Source organism: Candidatus Colwellia aromaticivorans (genome assembly GCF_003333305.1).
GTDB classification, from domain to species: Bacteria; Pseudomonadota; Gammaproteobacteria; order Enterobacterales; family Alteromonadaceae; genus Colwellia; species Colwellia aromaticivorans.
In genome coordinates this window covers 54,386-71,210 of the sequence record NZ_QOLD01000046.1, presented here as the reverse complement: position 1 = coordinate 71,210, position 16,825 = coordinate 54,386, and the positions used below count along the sequence as shown (strand labels likewise).

The window sequence follows — 16,825 nt, the reverse complement described above, 5'->3', positions numbered from 1 at the left end:
AGCCAAACAAGTAATAAAGCAATTCAAAAGGCGTATCACGCTGAACTATATAGAAAAAAGTTTAAAATACTTCATTTTGAATTACCAAAAAGAAGCGTTCAACTAAAATGGGGATCCCTCAGCCCTACGGGGGTGTCTGAGCAAATCATATTATTCGTTGCATCTTTTTTTAAGGGAATAACCATTAATAAAAAGATGCGCCTTGATCATGAATCGCTCATACATCCTGAAACGCACATTTTGAGGTATCACGGGTATATTACGTCTTGTGGCTCTCCTGAATCACATTTTTTACAGTTTAATTCGTAACCAATCATTGAACAACGGCCAACTTGTGTTGTTACCCAAGGTCTATTAATAAAAGGAGGGTTATTCCTTATATGCTGAAAATGGCCACATAGTAATTCAGCTACCCAATCATTTTCATCATCTTTATGATAACCAGTAATTGATTGATTCATTAAACTACACAACACCATTTTATGCGCAGATAATAGTTATACCAATTACACTAACTAAGTGATCATTTTCAAATGGCTTAAATATCCAATAACATCGTTGCTTTCAATCCCAATAGCCAGCTATTACTCAATCAAGCGCCTTGTTCTTGAACATTTATTCTCATTGAATTTTGTAACCTTAATTAATGTAAATGGTATTAGTTAAACGGTATACTTTACCAACTGCTAGGCGCCCTAGTTTAAATATTTGTCATGCGAGCTGCATGATGTACCCTATCCGCAACACTTTTTATATTTGTTACCGCTGCCACAAACACAGGGATCGTTACGTCCAGGTACTTTATCTACTTTAACAGCCTCTTGTTTATTCAAAAGCATGGTTAATTCGGTAATAGATTCTACAGCACCTTCGCCACTATCAATACTTACTTCAGCAAACAAATCAGCGTCAGCAACCAACGTTTCAACTTCTAGCTTACGTGCTTCACTTGTAACCACCAATGCTAAAGGATATTTCTTACTACCGGCTTTATTACTACTTTTTGTTTTGTGACCGTACTTTATATGATTTTGCCGTGCATCCTGACGACCCTTGAAAAATAACTTATCTGACATGTCTAACCCTTGTGAAAGGTATACTCAACCAACTAAATATTGGTCGGTTGAAAAAAGGCAAGTCTAACACACTCACAAACCTTATTTGAGTTTATTATTCTTGCTTTATTTGCGTATTGAGCATGCGTTTACTCTAGCCTATCGGCCCATTTTCCATTGTTGTTTGTCTGACAGTTTTCTTCGGTGTCATAAGATATATGATTGGTTATGTTTTTAAGGTTTATACCCTTTTCAAAAAGATTTTTCTGAATTAAAGAATCAAGCTCATGGCTACTTTTGCTGTTTATAAAGTTAGAAAGATTATCGTTAGTATCAAAAACACAAATTACCTTTAAACTTTTAGGAAAGTTACTATGATTAACTAAATGAGTTAACCACTCAAAGCCAGTAAAATTATTTAATGCTGTCTCACATACCTCGGTTAACGCTATTCTAAGTTGGTTTTCTATTTTTTTATCAGATTTACGCATATTACTATAGCAGCCTAGTTGCCCTGAAAAGGGCTGAAATCATGAACCAAAACATTTAAATATAAAGATAAAGAATTTATATAGACTCATTTACTAACTTACTATTGTGCTGTTCAAGCAATATCTTTCTTAAGCTTTTTAACAGTAAATAAGTGTTAATTTCTGTCACGGCAACTCTAGAAAGAAGTAAACCTAAAAATACAGTAACTATCAGTAACCAGGCAGAATAGCCAAAGAGTAAATAACTTCCCCCCGAAAGGATCGCTATAAAAAGAGTGCGTATAAAAAAGGCAATCCTAGAGAAATTTAAAAATTTAAACTGTGTACAAGCATCATTAGAAGCCATTTCAAGTACCAAAAATTGTTGATCTCTTTCTAAATGTGAAATTTCATTAACTTTATCAATATACGCTTTTATATTCATACACCCTCATTACTATATCACCACATTAAATGGAAAAAATTGTTGGCTTTAATGATGATAAACGAACAAAACCAACTGTTACTTTCTGTTTAATAAATTGTTAAGCAACATATTGTTCAACTAATTTTATTAATACAGGTAATACAGACACAGTTAAAAGCAAAGCCATCGATAAATTAAATATTTTTTGATGTTTTGTTGATTTCAAGAATTTTTTGATACCCACACCAAATGTCAACCAAATACCCAAAGAAGGAAAGGCAACAATTAAGAAAGCTAATGCAATATAAATCACTTGTGCAAAATGTCCGATGAAACGGAAGTATAAGCAGAGACAGCACCAGTGGCAACAACCCATGCTTTAGGATTTACCCATTGAAATAATGCTGCTTGAGTAAAGCTAAGCGGTTTAGACTTTTTACCTTCAAGTGATATAGGAGAAGATGACGCAATAAGCCAAGATAAATATAATAAATATACAACGCCTAATACTTTTATTACTTCATTAAATAGCGGATACCTTTCAAAAATAACACTAAAGCCAAAACCAATGACGATTACCATCACAGGAAAGCCAAAGCAGATCCCTAATAAATGAGGGATGCTATTTTTAACACCATAATTTAAACCTGAAGTCATAATCATTATGTTATTTGGACCAGGTGTTACCGTTGACGACACTGCAAACATAAAAATTGATAAATAAAACTCCATAAATTCTAATTTTCCTTATTGCTTAATCACCTATGACTTCAAACGATTAATTTCGTTGATTAACTTTTATATTCGGTTTAACCATTTTTTTTGATGATTTGATCTACAATATCTTCCATTGTTGTCGCATAAATATCAGGTTGGCGATACAGAGGATGATAGATTGTACCTGAGCGATTAATATAAGCAGCGCGCATTCCAACAGACAGCGCGCCATGAGTATCCCAATCGTGAGTGGCAACAAGCCTCAAAGACTTTAGCGGTTGGTTTAATTGTTTAGCCGCAAACTTATATACATTAGGGTCAGGCTTAAAACTACCTGTTTCTTCGACTGAAATTATATCATCAAAATATTCCATTAAACCTGCATTTGTCATTTGAGCTGATATTAGCTTAAGTGATGAATTTGAAAAAGCGACAGTGCGAAATCCGGCGGACTTTAACTGAGCTAGTGCTTGTTTGATATCATCATGAGGCAAAAGACTAGCAAAACCACTAAGTATATCATCACGCATTGTCTGTGAAAGTTTTACATCCATACGAGCAGCAATTGATTCAAGCATAGTACCTGCTAATGTCGCAAAGTCAGTTTTTACACCTGTCATCATACAAACTGTAGATGAGTGTAAAAGCATGGAAAACCATGTTGCCATAACACTTTCGTTACCAAAAGTTGCTTTGAACTTGGGCTTTAATGTATTGAGGTTAAGCACTGTCTCATTTATGTCAAACAATATTATGTTTTTTTTCATTACGACCTCACCATTATATTTTGAGAGCTTAAAAAATAAATTAAAATCTCCTCAGTTAAGTATCAGCTTATTATGAATTGTAAAAGCAATCAAAACATTAAAGCTAAAGAAGCCATGAACCACAAATAATATCAATGATATAATATAGCTTTCACACCCTACAATTAGCAAGCGATGAAAGACTGTAATCAATGTGGTAAATGTTGTATAAAATATGGAGGTGGCGATCTTTCAGTGACAAAAGAGGAAATTGATCTATGGGAGATATTTAATCCCGAAATATTCAAATTCGTTAAAAATAACGAAATATGGTTCGATCCTGAATCAGGTTTAAGTCTCAAAAAATGCCCATTTCTAGAAATTGAAATCAAAACAAACTCACTCGCCCAAAACAAATACACATGCAGCATCTACTTAGATAGACCTGAAGACTGCCGTCATTACCCAAGTCTTATTGCTGAAATGATTAGAGATGAATGCGAAATGATTGAAGTAATAGACCTAGCAAAGCCGAAGCAAGCTCAAATAAAGTTGGATGAATTGATGCAGGATAGTCGTCCTCCTAGCGGATCATAATTCAAACACTTATAAGAGTTCCCAATACAATTAGCGCACTTAATTCCTAAAGCATACACTAAATATTTATTATAAAAAAAGGCGCTTTAAAGCACCTTTTTTTATATGAAAAATACTTGTTACTAGCCCATTTGATGTAGGGCACAAATTTTATTACCTGATGGATCAAGTAAATAAGCAAGATACAGTTTCCCTAATCCCCCTTCACGCACACCCGGTAAGTCTTCACAATTTACACCGCCGTTTGCAATACCTGCAGCATGCCATGCGTCTGCTTGCTCTCCAGAGTCAACAGAAAAGCCTATCGTTGTGCCATTGCCATGGGTAGAAGCTTCACCATTAATAGGTGGTGTAAGGGCAAAAATACCACCCTTAGTAAAGTAAAAACAACGACCCTTTTCGTCAATGACACCTGGTTTATGGCCTAGTTCGCCTAAAATGGCATCGTAAAATACTTTAGACGCTTGAATATCGTTCGCCCCGATCATGACATGACTAAACATTGAACTTTCCTTTTATTATTTATTAGTTAACATGTTTACATTACGCTAATAATTTAAAAAAATCATTCTGTTTTAGCTTTTAAATCCATACAAAGACTAGAACAAATCAAAATATTAATACGTGTTAGGTTGTATTACACGCCAACTTATAATAATTATTGTTATTGAACTCAAAGTGCTTAATTACTTTTAAATTTGTTTTTCGAATATGAGCCTCAAACGATCTTGTATTTATTTTATTGATGAAAGTAACCATTATAGGGTATCTTTTTGACATTTCAGCAAGAGAAAAGTTAAATACCTTTTCAAATACGCCTAGACCTCTTACCGTTTTATCTACACAAACAGGGCCATATTGATAAGAGCTAACTACATTTATTTTTTGGTTTAAGTGCGTCGAGTCATCTAGATTTTTAATCATAAATTCAAACATCGGCCATTGTGACCAATATTTCCAAGACGCAGCCATAGCGTATGCGACTATTTTATTATTAATACTAGCAATAAAAAGACCATTCTCGTCTTGGATTAAACTAGTTAAATGAGCTTTTGTAAAAGCAGTAGTGATAAACCCATCTGATTTATCTTCTTCGTTGATAGAATCTATTTGATATCTGTAATGTAGGTTTAGAATTTCTTCTACATTACTTAATGTTGCAACTTTTAATTCAATTTTCATTGTACATTTATACTCTAGTCAGCCTATTACCCTCATTAAGGGTAATAAAATAGTTGGCGATATGTAAACTAGGCTGAACGTAGCCAGCTATTATTTTTCCATTTAATTAACACCGATTAAAAAATATCGGGATTCTGATAGATATTATATTTAATGTGGCATTCATCTGTATCAAATACATTGCCTAGTTCAGCTCATAATGGAGTTATTAACAGTCATTTTTAACTTCTATTTGATAAAAAATAGTGCACGCTTATTAACTACTGAATAAATACTACTTATAAATTTTACTTAATCGTTCAAGAAGTGCCACATCAGAGTGAGCTAATTTTCCTATACGTAACCAATTAATCAAACTTTGCGATAAGTCTATCCCTACCCCTGACAACATTTGCTGTTGCATTAAACTAACTTGCACTGCTAATCGTTGGTCTGCATATTCTTGAGGTGATTCAACCTGTGCTAAAATTTCAATTTCTAGCGTTTTAACTTCACGTTCTTTAACATTAGCTTGTACGTTGAGTGTTAGTTGCTCTTGTAAACGCTTTTGCCAAAAATTTGTTAAACGTTGATAATCATCAGCACTATTTTCTAACAGCGTTTCAAGTGATATTTCACTTTCATCTTGAGCAACTTTGTTAAGTAGGCAAAAAAGGCTGCGCCAATTTTCTTGCTCTGACTTGCTATCTTGTACCGATATTTTCTTTGTAACGTCTTTAATAAATGATTCTATTGCTACAACAACTGATTTAATCACCGGTTTATTGCTTATTACTTCACTTAATAGTTGTTCAGCTTGTTCTTTACTGTAAGCTAATTGAGAATCAATAAGTTCATCTTTAATTTGAGTAAGAGTTTGATTAAATTGCTTTGCTAATGATGCTACTACAGTTTGTTGTTTTGATTTTAACTCATCACGTTTTGTAAACACTTGATCGTTTATCGATCTAAATTTTTGCCATAACGTAGACTCTTGATGAGTTCCAGCAAAGCCAATATCGCGCCATTGTTGTTGTAATTGTTTTACCGTATCAATCGCTTGATATATGTCTTCCACAGCTAACTGTTGCTCAGCCAAGTTGATTAATGCCTGTTTACTTGTGCTATTAGCATCATGAAAATCTTTAATTGATTTTCTAATCGGTTGTAAGGTATTTTTAAATTGTCGATAAAGTTTTTGGTAACCTTGTCTGTCAACCTCACCTGCTTGTTGCCATCGTTGTTGTAGTTTATTTAGTTGCCCATCAAGCATTTTATAGTCAGTTGTTGCAACATCATCGTATGTGTCTGTAATTGAGTCAGCAAGTTGTTTTGCTTGTGTAATTATTTCATTGCGAGTAACTAGATGCTGCTCGCGTAGTTTTTCTTGTTCTGCATAAAATAAACGACATGGAGCAAATGCTTTTTCACAGGCAAGGTTAAACTGTTTATTTAACTCTTGATCTACGCTTTCATCAGCATGACCTAATGAGTTCCATATTTTACGATATTCTTTTACTTTATCAGCTTGCTCATTCGGGTGATCCATAGGCGTGCTAATCAAAGTAGTAATTTCGCTTAATAATTGTTGTTTACGTGGCGTAGCAATGTAATGCTCCCAATCACTAATTTCTGCCATTTGTTCACTAACATTATCAAAATCTCGCTGCAGTTGTTGTTGCTGCTTAACAGACAATAAAGTTATCGCTTGGTTAACCCCTTTAAATAAACCAAAACAAACTTTGTATTTTCCGCTAAGAAGTAAACGTTTCAAATCAATAAGTTTTTTCTTAGTTTGAGTAAACAACTGTTTTTGTTCATGTTGTAAAGGTTTAAGGCCATTTTTCCAAAGCTGTGTGATTTCTTTATGAGCGTCTTTAATTGTCTGAGGTAAAACACCATATGCTTGTTTTTCTACATCTTGCCACTGAGTTAGCCAATCACGGTAAACTTGTTGACGTTCAGTTAATTCTGCGAGTGTTTGCGGCAATGCTAACTGAGATATTTGAGAAATGAGGTAAGTTGCTTGGCTTACTGATTGAGCAATTTCAGGTAGTTGGGTTAAGCGTTTATCTAACTGTATTATTTGTTTTGCAAAAACGTCTTGTTCTTGTTCATTTAAAACACTGACTACTAATTGCTGATTGAGTTGTTCTAGTTGATTTATAAAATCTGCTTGGTTAAGTGTTTCATCTTCAAAAACAGCAGTAGTGATAACTTGATTTAATTCAGCTATGACTTTGCTTACGCTATTTTTTATAATTTGTTTATCGAGAACTAATTGCTCAGCAATTTTGTCTTGTTGATAAGCTTCTTCTTTAGGGGCAAATAGTTGACTGAGTTGAGAGGTTATTTTGTCGTACTTAGCCACTAATATTTGTTGGTCTTCATCTGACAAACTTGGTAATTCAGGTATGCACTGTTGCCATTCTTGCTCTAAAGCTGATTTTTTTGTTAAATACAGCCCAAAATCAGACAGGTCTTTTAATGCGAGTAGTTTAGAAAGCAATAACTGACATTGTTTATGTAATCTTTTAGGTTTTTCTTGTTGTTCAATTAATTGTGATAACTTGTCATTAATTACCTGTACAACGTCATCATTGGCAGCTTTTTTGAGAAGTTTTGTTAATAATGCTGCTTCATTAAGTTCTTTTAAATCAAGTGATAATAATTTAATTTGTACTTCACTATTATTTTTCTTGATAAAAGTTTGTAATAATAATGAGACAATATTTTTCTTTTTTGAAATCGCTCGAAATAAGCCAATAATTATTTGTGGCTCTGCTTCATATTCAAGCCAATGATTCAATAATGAAAAGTTTATAGTCGGCTCTGCTAGTAACAAGCTTAAAAAGTTTTCTTTTTGCGCTATCGTTAACTTAATTGCATGTGTATCTAATAGAATATCTTGTACTTGCGTATAAGAAAATTCTTGCACCGCTTTATTATCATTTTTAATGCTCGCATTGTAATAATCATCAAAATTATTAAATTTTAATAAAACAGCGCGACGCACTAACTCGCTGCTATCAGTATTAAGAAGTGATAACAACGTGGTTTTGTTTTCACTGTTATTACTATCTAATTCTTCATTTATCGCAGCAATACGTACATTACTATCTTTGTGTTGCCATTTGCTTTTACTTTTAAAGAGATTAAAAATCATGAGAGCCGTTATTATTTTCGTTAAGTGTTAAATTATTAATTACTGAAACAGTTTACAAGTTAGTAAAATGAGCAATATCGCTTTTTGGTGCTTCTTCATCAGGCTTAGTACAAGGTACAATCGGCTTGTCTTTGGCAGCACTAGTAAACTTCTCTTTTAATTGTCGTTTATTTTTATGTACCATATTGCCATCGCTGCCTATCGTTAACATTTCATCACTATCTAAATGTCGCGCTTGATAAGCCATAATTAATTGTAATGCGGTATCTCGCTGTGCCTGTTCTACAACGACACCTTCAGGCCATTTACCTGTTTCAGCAGCACACTTTAATCTTAAATACATTGCTTCAGGCATGTTTTCTATTGTGTTATCTAAATTCATATTATACTCATGTTATTTCGAAATACTCGTTTCAGCGAGAATTAAAAGGCTTAGAGACATCGGTTCATCGTTCAAGACTGAACCTAAGTACCTACATCAGGAGAATGTGCGTCCTGCATTCTCTAATAAGGTACTTCCTGTACCGTCATGTAGGGAAGGCATTGATTGACGGTAATGGTTATACCCTACTTTTTTCGTTTAAAGAAAAGCAATCGAATGCGGATAATTATATATAAAATAAAACCTACAACGGTGCTTGCCATGGCTAGATTGTGCTGCCAAGTACCTTGTTCAACATTGTCCCAAAACATAAATAAAAAACCACCGCAAAATAATAGCATGGCAACAAAGGAATAAGTCATTAGACGTTGGGCTTGATTGATACGGTTGACATGATTTAAATTAGCTATTTTGTCACTATCTAATGCTTGCAAAGATAATCCACAATGACTGCACTCTATTGCTTTATCTGATGTTTTTTTCTTACAACCGGGACAATTAATTACAGCCATTAATACTTTCTTTTTTACCTTTAATATATGACGACCATTCTACCTAACTTTAGACAATAAAAAACGCTCTGATGAGCGTTTTTTGAATTAATACCAAATGAAATAGAAAGATAACCTAGCTTTGCTCTGTTTTACCTTGCTCAGTTGCTCTTTTTTCCCATCTTTCTTCCCAGAAAGTCGCATCTTTTATGCCTAGTTTTTTGGGATTAAAAGTATACTGTTTCACACCCGCTTTTTGTTGCGCTTCATAATCTTTCAACGCGGTAATAGCAGGCTTTGACATGAAAAATATAATAATGATACCAATAATATTAAGCCATGCCATTAAACCGACCCCAATATCACCTAAGCCCCAAGCGATATTAGCTGCTTTGATTGTGCCATAGAATGTTGCCGTCATGATTACTACCTTTAACATAAACACGGCACCTGGAATATTAAGCGTGCGTTTAATATAGTAAATGTTATTTTCTGCAATAAAGTAATAAGCTAATAATGTAGTAAAAGCGAAGAAAAACAACGCTAATGCAACAAAAGGTTTACCTACCCCCACAAATACACTTTCCACAGCCATTTGGGTAAATTGCGGACCATTGGCGACCACATCACTAGCAATATTTTGAACGATAAAAGCATCACCTACCCCATGAACATTGTACGTACCGGTAATGATAATCATAAATGCCGTTGCAGAACATACAAATAAAGTATCGATGTAAACGGAGAAAGCTTGTACTAAACCTTGTTGTGCTGGATGGTCAACTTCGGCAGCCGCGGCAGCATGAGGTCCAGTACCTTGGCCAGCTTCATTAGAATATACCCCACGTTTTACACCCCAACCAATGGCAGCACCAAAACCCGCCATAGGCGTGAAAGCATCACCCACAATCATCATTACAACATTCGGTAACTGCGTTATGTTTAATCCAATGATGATTAGAGAAATCAAGATATACGCTAATGCCATAAATGGCACAATAATTTGGGTAAAATTAGCAATACGTTTGATACCACCAAAAATAATAAAGCCGAATAACAAAACGATAGCTGTCGCTGTATAAAGCTTAGCATAGCTAATCACACCAATGGCTGTTTCGATGCTGCCACTGTTAGAGAATACTTGCTCAACTGCAGTGCCTATGGTGTTTGATTGCACGGTAGGCAGTAATATACCCGTAGCAATAATAGTTGCGATAGCAAAAGTCCACGCGTACCACTTTTGCCCCATCGCTTTTTCAATATAATAAGCAGGGCCGCCATGATATTTACCATCATGTTCTTCTTTATATATTTGTGCATTGGTTGATTCCACATAAGCGGTGGCCGCACCAAAAAAAGCGACTACCCACATCCAAAATACGGCTCCAGGTCCACCAAAGCCTATAGCGGCAGCAACACCGGCAATGTTACCTGCACCCACTCTACCCGATAATGAAACAGCTAACGCTTGAAAAGACGAGATTCCTTGTGCTGAGCTTTTACCTGACATTAACAAACGCCACATTTCTGAAAACTGTCGAACCTGAACAAAGCGCGTTAGCACAGTAAAAAACAAACCTGCGCCTAAACATAAATAGATCAGAGCACTGCTCCAAATATATCCATTAATAATATTGACTAGTTCTTGCACGTAAACGTCCTCTTTTATTTTTATATCATTATTTTAGCTGATTTTTTATCGTGTGGTTATCGTAAATCATCAACAATGTGATAAACACCTGTTAAGAAGTCACGGCCAAGCAAGCTACTACGAATATCAGACCATCCCATACTGTAATCAGGCAGTAAATCATTATCTTTAAAGGGCATTTCTATGGTGTAAGCCAAACATTTAAACTGATTACCTACCCAGTTAGTACCAACCGTTGGGTTAGCTTTACCTGGCTCATCTTTATCATAGCCGCGTTCATCTTGAAATTCAGGAGTTAACGACAATAAAATGGCTTTAAACTTATCTTCAAGCGATTTATGGCGTTCATCATAAGCAACAACACCTTCACATCCTGCTAAAAAATTAACAGGTAAAGCCTCATCACCGTGAACATCTAAAAACATATCAACGCCTGTTTCAAGCATTTTTTTACGTACTAAATAAACTTCTGGGCTGCGTTCCATTGTTGGATTTAACCATTCACGATTTAAGTTTGCACCAACAGCATTTGTGCGAAGGTGCCCGCGAACACTACCATCAGGATTCATATTGGGTACAATATAAAAAACAGCTTTGTTTACTAAGACTCGGGCAACACCGTCATCGTCATCAAGAAGACGATCTAAAAAGCCTTCAATAAACCACTCTGCCATGGTTTCACCTGGATGTTGACGGGCAGTTAACCAAATTATGCGTTTACCCTCGCCTTCTTCACCAACTTTTAACAAGCTGATATCACGTCCATCAAGGGTTTGGCCTAATACTTGTAACTGGCAATCTAAATGCATTTGCGCATTATGTAATAAATTTTGGTGGCGTTCGTAACTATAAGGAGAAAAGTAAGCAAAATACACAGAATCATATTCTGGCGTTAGGGTAATAGTAAGCTTATCACCGTCGTAGGTTGTAGGTACACGGAACCAGTGTTCACGGTCATACGAAGCAACTGCTTGGTAATCTTCCCACCCTGCTACATAGGCGGCTTTGCCTGCATTATTTAAATGAATAACATGTTCTTGGGGATTTGTAGTTTGCGTAGTATCAGTTTGTAATTTGAAATGAAACCATTGATAAAATTCAGATTGATTATCATGTTTTATTGCTAGTCGAATATTGCTAGGGTCGCTTGCATCGATTACTCGAATATTGCCGCTATCAAAATTGTCAGATATTTGCATCGGTAGAGCCTTTCCGTTCTGTACTCAAATTTATCTCAACATCATAACTCTAGTGAATTTGAAGTATAGATTAAAGGATAAACTTAACAGTCTACACAAACAACATTGAGATCACTACACTAGACTAGTCAAAAGAAAAGAACAATTACAAAGAACGCAAATAAAGACCAAGTTCAGAAGAATATCCCATAGATTTCCCTATTATGGTATTTTCTTCATTTATTACGTAATAGCTTGGAAAGCCTGAGATTGAAAAAGCATGTTTGATTTCTTCATTACCTAAGGCTATTGGAAACGTTAGTTGATGCTGCTTGGTAAAATCCAAGACTTCTTCAATACTTGTGTAATCCATTGCAACCGCAACGACTTCAAGGTGTTCATTTTTCTCATATAATGTTTGTAAATTACCGATACTAATGTGGCATATTTGGCACCAAGGCGCAAAGAAGTAAAGTACTGTAGTTTTACCTTCTGAATTTAATGAGACGCTATCGCCCATGAGCGTTGGCACTTGTGTAAACGATTGGCTCTTTGAGGCTGATAATTCAACATCAGTTGATAGCATGCTCGTTTCACGAAAGAAAGATATTGCTTGGAAAACAATAAAAAATAGTAATACTTGAATGCCAAGGCTACGCAATGTTGCTAACAATAAAATGTCCTAATAAATGCGAAGTAGTATTACTTTAATAGACCCGATCATCATTAATTTATTGCAAAGAAAATGTAAATTTTTGTTCTTTGTAGTTAATCAAATAAAAGAGCTGTTTGAAAATTACAAACAGCTTAATATTAATCACCCACTATAAGTAACGCGTAACAAAAAGCTTAACTTATTTTTGTTAAACCCTTCATATAAGGTTGTAACACTGTTGGTATATTAATACTACCATCAGCTTGTTGGTAGTTTTCTAACACAGCAACTAAAGTACGGCCTACAGCTAAGCCTGAGCCATTCAGCGTATGTAGTAATTCAGGTTTGTTAGTTTCGCTATTTCTGAAACGTGCTTGCATACGGCGTGCTTGGAAAGCGCCCATATTCGAGCAAGATGAAATTTCACGATAAGTGTTTTGCGCAGGTAACCACACTTCTAAATCAAATGTTTTAGTGGCACTAAAACCAACATCACCACTACAAAGTACCATAGTACGATAAGGTAATTCTAATTTTTCTAGAATAGCTTCAGCGTGACCTGTTAATTCATCAAGTGCAGCAAAAGAATTTTCAGGTTTTACCAATTGCACCATTTCAACTTTATCGAACTGATGTTGACGAATAAGGCCTCTAATATCACGGCCACCCGATCCCGCTTCACTACGAAAACAAGGGGTATGAGCCGTCATTTTAATTGGCAACTCTGCTTCATCTACAATTTCATCACGGTAAAGATTAGTAAGCGGTACTTCTGAGGTAGGAATTAATGAGAAATTTTTACCTGATAAATCGGTATGAAACAAATCTTCACCAAACTTAGGTAGTTGACCAGTGCCATATAAAGAAGCTGCATTGACTAAATAAGGCACATACATTTCTTGATAACCATGTTCCTCAGTATGCACATCGAGCATAAACTGAGCTAAAGCACGGTGCAATTTAGCGATATTACCACGCATTACTGCAAAACGAGTTCCGGCTAATTTAGCACCACTTTCAAAATCTAAGCCTTTACCAACTCCAAAACCTAAATCAACATGATCTTTAACTTCAAAATCAAATATTCTAGGTGTACCCCAGCGTTTAAGCTCAACATTGTCATCTTCATCAGCGCCCGTTGGCACAGATTCATCAAGTAAGTTAGGCATAGCACTAGCAATATCATTTATTTTTGCTAACACATCATCTTGTTGGGCTTTTGCTGCATCAAGTTCCTCACCTAATTGACTAACCGCAGCAAGTAATGGTGCAATATCTTCACCACGTGCTTTTGCTTGACCAATGGATTTTGAACGTGTGTTGCGCTCATTTTGTAATTCTTGGGTTTTAACCTGAATAGCTTTACGTTTTTCTTCTAACGCAGTTAGTGTTGCCGTATCAAGGGTAAAGCCACGCTTTGCTAGTTGTGTGGCTACATTATCTAAATCTGATCTAAGTTGTTTTGCATCAAGCATAATTATTCACGTATCTATCTAATTGAAGTTAAAGTTGAAGTTTTAAATCAACTTATTTTTATATATGTATACCCGTTACCAATCAAGGTGCATTTTGAATGGCCATGAGTATAAATACATTATTTTGCTATAGCGGAGACTAGATAAAGTCCCAAGGCAGCAGCAGCTATACAAAGCGAAACATTTAATAAAATATTAATGGCCGCTTTGGTTAAGTCTCCTTGTTGTATTAATAACAAAGAGTCTAATGAAAATGTTGAAAAGGTGGTAAATGCACCTAAAAAACCAACGCCAAGTAATGTTCTATGGATATTAATATCTAAAATTCCACTTTCAATTAGTTGGTATAATAAACCCATAATAAATGAGCCGGTGATATTAACCATCAATGTGGCAAAAGGAAACCCTTTTCCTAACCAATTTAACACCAATTGATAAATATAAAAGCGTAAACTTGCACCACATGCACCGCCAAGAGCAACAAAAAGGTAAAGGGTGAAGTTACTAATAGTACTAGTCATAGCGCTGCTCATTACTGTTTTGGTTTAACTGATTCAAATAATCTAGTTTTTCTTTTAATTGTTTTTCTAAGCCGCGATCACTTGGTTGATAAAGTTTACAATCAGCACCGCTAGCTCTAGCTAACGCTTCGGGGAAATAATTTTCACCGGCAGCAAAAGCATTTAGTTCATCATGAGCATAACGATAACCCGTGCCATGACCTAGGTTTTTAGTCAGTTCACTCGTCGCATTTTTTAAATGTTCTGGTACATCTAAATTAGACGTTTGCTCGGCTAGCAGTTTAGCTTGATTAAAAGCACTATAAACCGCATTACTTTTGGGTGCTAATGCCATATAAACTACCGCTTGTGCAATAGCACGCTCACCTTCACTTGGCCCTACTCTATGAAAAGTATCCCAAGCATTAATCGCTAATTGCATTGCACGCGGGTCAGCATTACCAATATCTTCACTGGCAATGGCCAATAAACGTCGCGCTACATATAAGGCATCACCACCGCCAATCAGAATTCTTGCATACCAATATAAGGCAGCATCAGCATCTGATCCCCGTACTGATTTATGAAAGGCACTAATTAAATCATAAAATGCATCACCGCCTTTATCATAAAGCGCAATTTTACTACCGGCAACTAGTGCAATTAATTCAACAGTTATAGCTTTATTTTTTTTATTTTCGACTACAGAACTACTTTGGCCATGCTGGCTATCAAGGCAGTTTTCTAATAAATTGAGTAAACGCCTCGCATCACCATCAGCTCGATTTAATAAACTTTGTTTAGCATCTTTATCTATAGTAACAAGCGTTTGCTGTTCTTCTATTAACAATAATGCTCTATTGAGTACTTGTGCTAACTCTTCATGGCTTAGTTTTTTTAACGTATAAACACGTGTTCGAGAGAGTATTGCCTGATTCAACTCAAACGCTGGGTTTTCGGTGGTTGCGCCAATAAAAATAATAGTGCCATCTTCTATAAAAGGTAAAAAAGCATCTTGTTGTGACTTGTTAAAACGGTGAACTTCATCAACAAATAGAACGGTGCGACTATAGTCATTTTGACTAACACCCTGCTTTCTAATTTTAGCTTGTTCAATGGCTTGACGGATATCTTTAATACCCGATGTTACCGCAGAAAGCCTAACCACTTGAGCTTTAGCGTGGTTTGCTATAATTTCAGCGAGGGTGGTTTTCCCAGTGCCTGGTGGCCCCCAAAAAATAAGCGAATGACAATGACCTTGTTCGATGGCTCGTTTAAGCGGCGAGTTATCGCCAAGGATATGTTGTTGTCCAACATAATCAACCAAAGATTTCGGGCGCATTCTCGCTGCAAGGGGTATAGCTAAAGACGCAGCACCGGAAGCAGATTGGTTACAGGTAACATTTGTATTCTCTTGTTCCGAAGTAAATAAGCTAGATTGCTGCTGTTGGTTTTTCACAAAAGTTCCTAGTTAGCGCGTTGGTCATCTATTTGTACGCCTTCTGGCACAGTAAAATTGAATAAACTACTTTCGGGTACATTTTTGGCATCAAAATTTGATAATTTAATATGGCTTACCTGTCCGGTGGCATCAAGAAAAGAAAACTGACTAAGTTCGCTACCTTGCACCTTTTGCTTTTTAACTGAGAATATTAAGGTTAAATTTTTAATTTGGCTATTGGGATCTTTAGCGCTGATCACAAAGCTATTATCTGATTTGCTAACATTGTACTGCTGCCATAACGATTCATCTTTACTCGTGAGTAACAATATGGGTGTTTTGGCAATCGCTGCGGATAAAGAATAAACACTGACTTGTTCAATCCATGGGTTATAAAACCAAACATCACGGCCGTCAGAAACGATTGCAAGTTCATCTGGTTCTAGAGTATGCCAATTAGCTAAGTTTGGCTTGCTGATAGCCAATTTCCCTGAACTTTGTTCTAATAACTCACCTGTTTCACTAACAACTTCTTGAGTAAAGTTAGCACTAAAAAACTTCAAATCAGCAAGCTTTGCCCTTAATAGCTTTTTACTTGCTTCAAACTTTATTGGAGAACTAACCTGTGACTCAGCCATTACAGGCATTATTGAGCTCGTGACAAAACTTAATGCGATGACAAAAGTAGAGTTAACAAAAAACGCTTTATTCAT

18 protein-coding genes and 1 pseudogene are annotated in these 16,825 nt (G+C 35.6%); 1 reads left to right on the top strand and 18 read right to left on the bottom strand.

Annotated features, from left to right (window positions below; all coding sequences use genetic code 11):
* Positions 1-248 precede the first annotated feature (248 nt).
* From DWA31_RS06850 to DWA31_RS06825, 6 genes and pseudogenes are all read right to left on the bottom strand, one after another.
* Positions 249-461, bottom strand: a complete 213-nt coding sequence (locus DWA31_RS06850) for a DUF3565 domain-containing protein (protein ID WP_114325865.1) — start codon at positions 459-461, stop codon at positions 249-251.
* 273 nt (positions 462-734) lie between these two features.
* Positions 735-1,076, bottom strand: coding sequence for a PBPRA1643 family SWIM/SEC-C metal-binding motif protein (locus DWA31_RS06845; protein WP_114325864.1), 342 nt, complete (start codon positions 1,074-1,076; stop codon positions 735-737).
* Between the two features lie 128 nt (positions 1,077-1,204).
* Positions 1,205-1,546 (bottom strand): Fis family transcriptional regulator, encoded by a 342-nt coding sequence (locus DWA31_RS06840; protein WP_114325863.1) that lies wholly within the window; start codon positions 1,544-1,546, stop codon positions 1,205-1,207.
* Between the two features lie 76 nt (positions 1,547-1,622).
* Positions 1,623-1,970, bottom strand: a complete 348-nt coding sequence (locus DWA31_RS06835) for a hypothetical protein (RefSeq protein ID WP_114325862.1) — start codon at positions 1,968-1,970, stop codon at positions 1,623-1,625.
* A gap of 100 nt (positions 1,971-2,070) precedes the next feature.
* A pseudogene (locus DWA31_RS06830) lies at positions 2,071-2,684 on the bottom strand (LysE family translocator).
* Between the two features lie 77 nt (positions 2,685-2,761).
* Positions 2,762-3,436: a haloacid dehalogenase type II gene (locus DWA31_RS06825; RefSeq protein ID WP_114325861.1), complete on the bottom strand. Its 675-nt coding sequence runs from the start codon at positions 3,434-3,436 to the stop codon at positions 2,762-2,764.
* Positions 3,437-3,610: 174 nt separating this feature from the next.
* Here DWA31_RS06825 and DWA31_RS06820 point away from each other — a divergent pair, with 174 nt between their 5' ends.
* Positions 3,611-4,012 carry a YkgJ family cysteine cluster protein gene (locus DWA31_RS06820; protein WP_114325860.1) on the top strand — a complete coding sequence of 134 codons (402 nt, stop codon included), beginning with the start codon at positions 3,611-3,613 and terminating at the stop codon, positions 4,010-4,012.
* Between the two features lie 122 nt (positions 4,013-4,134).
* Here the strand turns inward: DWA31_RS06820 and DWA31_RS06815 are convergent, their stop codons facing one another.
* From DWA31_RS06815 to lolA, 12 genes are all read right to left on the bottom strand, one after another.
* Positions 4,135-4,515, bottom strand: coding sequence for a VOC family protein (locus tag DWA31_RS06815; protein WP_114325859.1), 381 nt, complete (start codon positions 4,513-4,515; stop codon positions 4,135-4,137).
* 124 nt (positions 4,516-4,639) lie between these two features.
* Complete coding sequence (locus DWA31_RS06810; protein WP_210725562.1) at positions 4,640-5,194, bottom strand: GNAT family acetyltransferase; 555 nt, start codon at positions 5,192-5,194, stop codon at positions 4,640-4,642.
* A gap of 274 nt (positions 5,195-5,468) precedes the next feature.
* Positions 5,469-8,339 carry a DUF349 domain-containing protein gene (locus DWA31_RS06805; protein ID WP_114325858.1) on the bottom strand — a complete coding sequence of 957 codons (2,871 nt, stop codon included), beginning with the start codon at positions 8,337-8,339 and terminating at the stop codon, positions 5,469-5,471.
* A gap of 52 nt (positions 8,340-8,391) precedes the next feature.
* Entirely contained in the window at positions 8,392-8,721 is a 330-nt protein-coding gene (locus DWA31_RS06800; RefSeq protein WP_114325857.1) for a YeaC family protein, read from the bottom strand.
* Between the two features lie 185 nt (positions 8,722-8,906).
* Entirely contained in the window at positions 8,907-9,233 is a 327-nt protein-coding gene (locus DWA31_RS06795) for a hypothetical protein (RefSeq protein WP_114325856.1), read from the bottom strand.
* Between the two features lie 115 nt (positions 9,234-9,348).
* A complete protein-coding gene (locus tag DWA31_RS06790) occupies positions 9,349-10,863 on the bottom strand; it encodes an alanine/glycine:cation symporter family protein (protein WP_114325855.1) in 1,515 nt (504 codons plus the stop codon).
* Positions 10,864-10,919: 56 nt separating this feature from the next.
* Positions 10,920-12,062 carry a M14 family metallopeptidase gene (locus DWA31_RS06785; RefSeq protein WP_114325854.1) on the bottom strand — a complete coding sequence of 381 codons (1,143 nt, stop codon included), beginning with the start codon at positions 12,060-12,062 and terminating at the stop codon, positions 10,920-10,922.
* Positions 12,063-12,207: 145 nt separating this feature from the next.
* Positions 12,208-12,714, bottom strand: a complete 507-nt coding sequence (locus DWA31_RS06780; protein WP_245942520.1) for a TlpA family protein disulfide reductase — start codon at positions 12,712-12,714, stop codon at positions 12,208-12,210.
* A gap of 176 nt (positions 12,715-12,890) precedes the next feature.
* On the bottom strand, positions 12,891-14,171 hold the full coding sequence (gene serS, locus DWA31_RS06775; protein ID WP_114325853.1) for a serine--tRNA ligase: 1,281 nt from the start codon (positions 14,169-14,171) through the stop codon (positions 12,891-12,893).
* A gap of 119 nt (positions 14,172-14,290) precedes the next feature.
* Entirely contained in the window at positions 14,291-14,692 is a 402-nt protein-coding gene (gene crcB, locus DWA31_RS06770; RefSeq protein WP_114325852.1) for a fluoride efflux transporter CrcB, read from the bottom strand.
* Entirely contained in the window at positions 14,685-16,013 is a 1,329-nt protein-coding gene (locus tag DWA31_RS06765) for a replication-associated recombination protein A (RefSeq protein ID WP_114325869.1), read from the bottom strand. Before DWA31_RS06765 ends, crcB begins: the two co-directional genes overlap by 8 nt.
* Before the next feature lie 125 nt (positions 16,014-16,138).
* The gene (gene lolA, locus DWA31_RS06760) at positions 16,139-16,825 is read right to left on the bottom strand and encodes an outer membrane lipoprotein periplasmic chaperone LolA (protein ID WP_114325851.1); all 687 of its coding nucleotides are present in this window, start codon (positions 16,823-16,825) and stop codon (positions 16,139-16,141) included.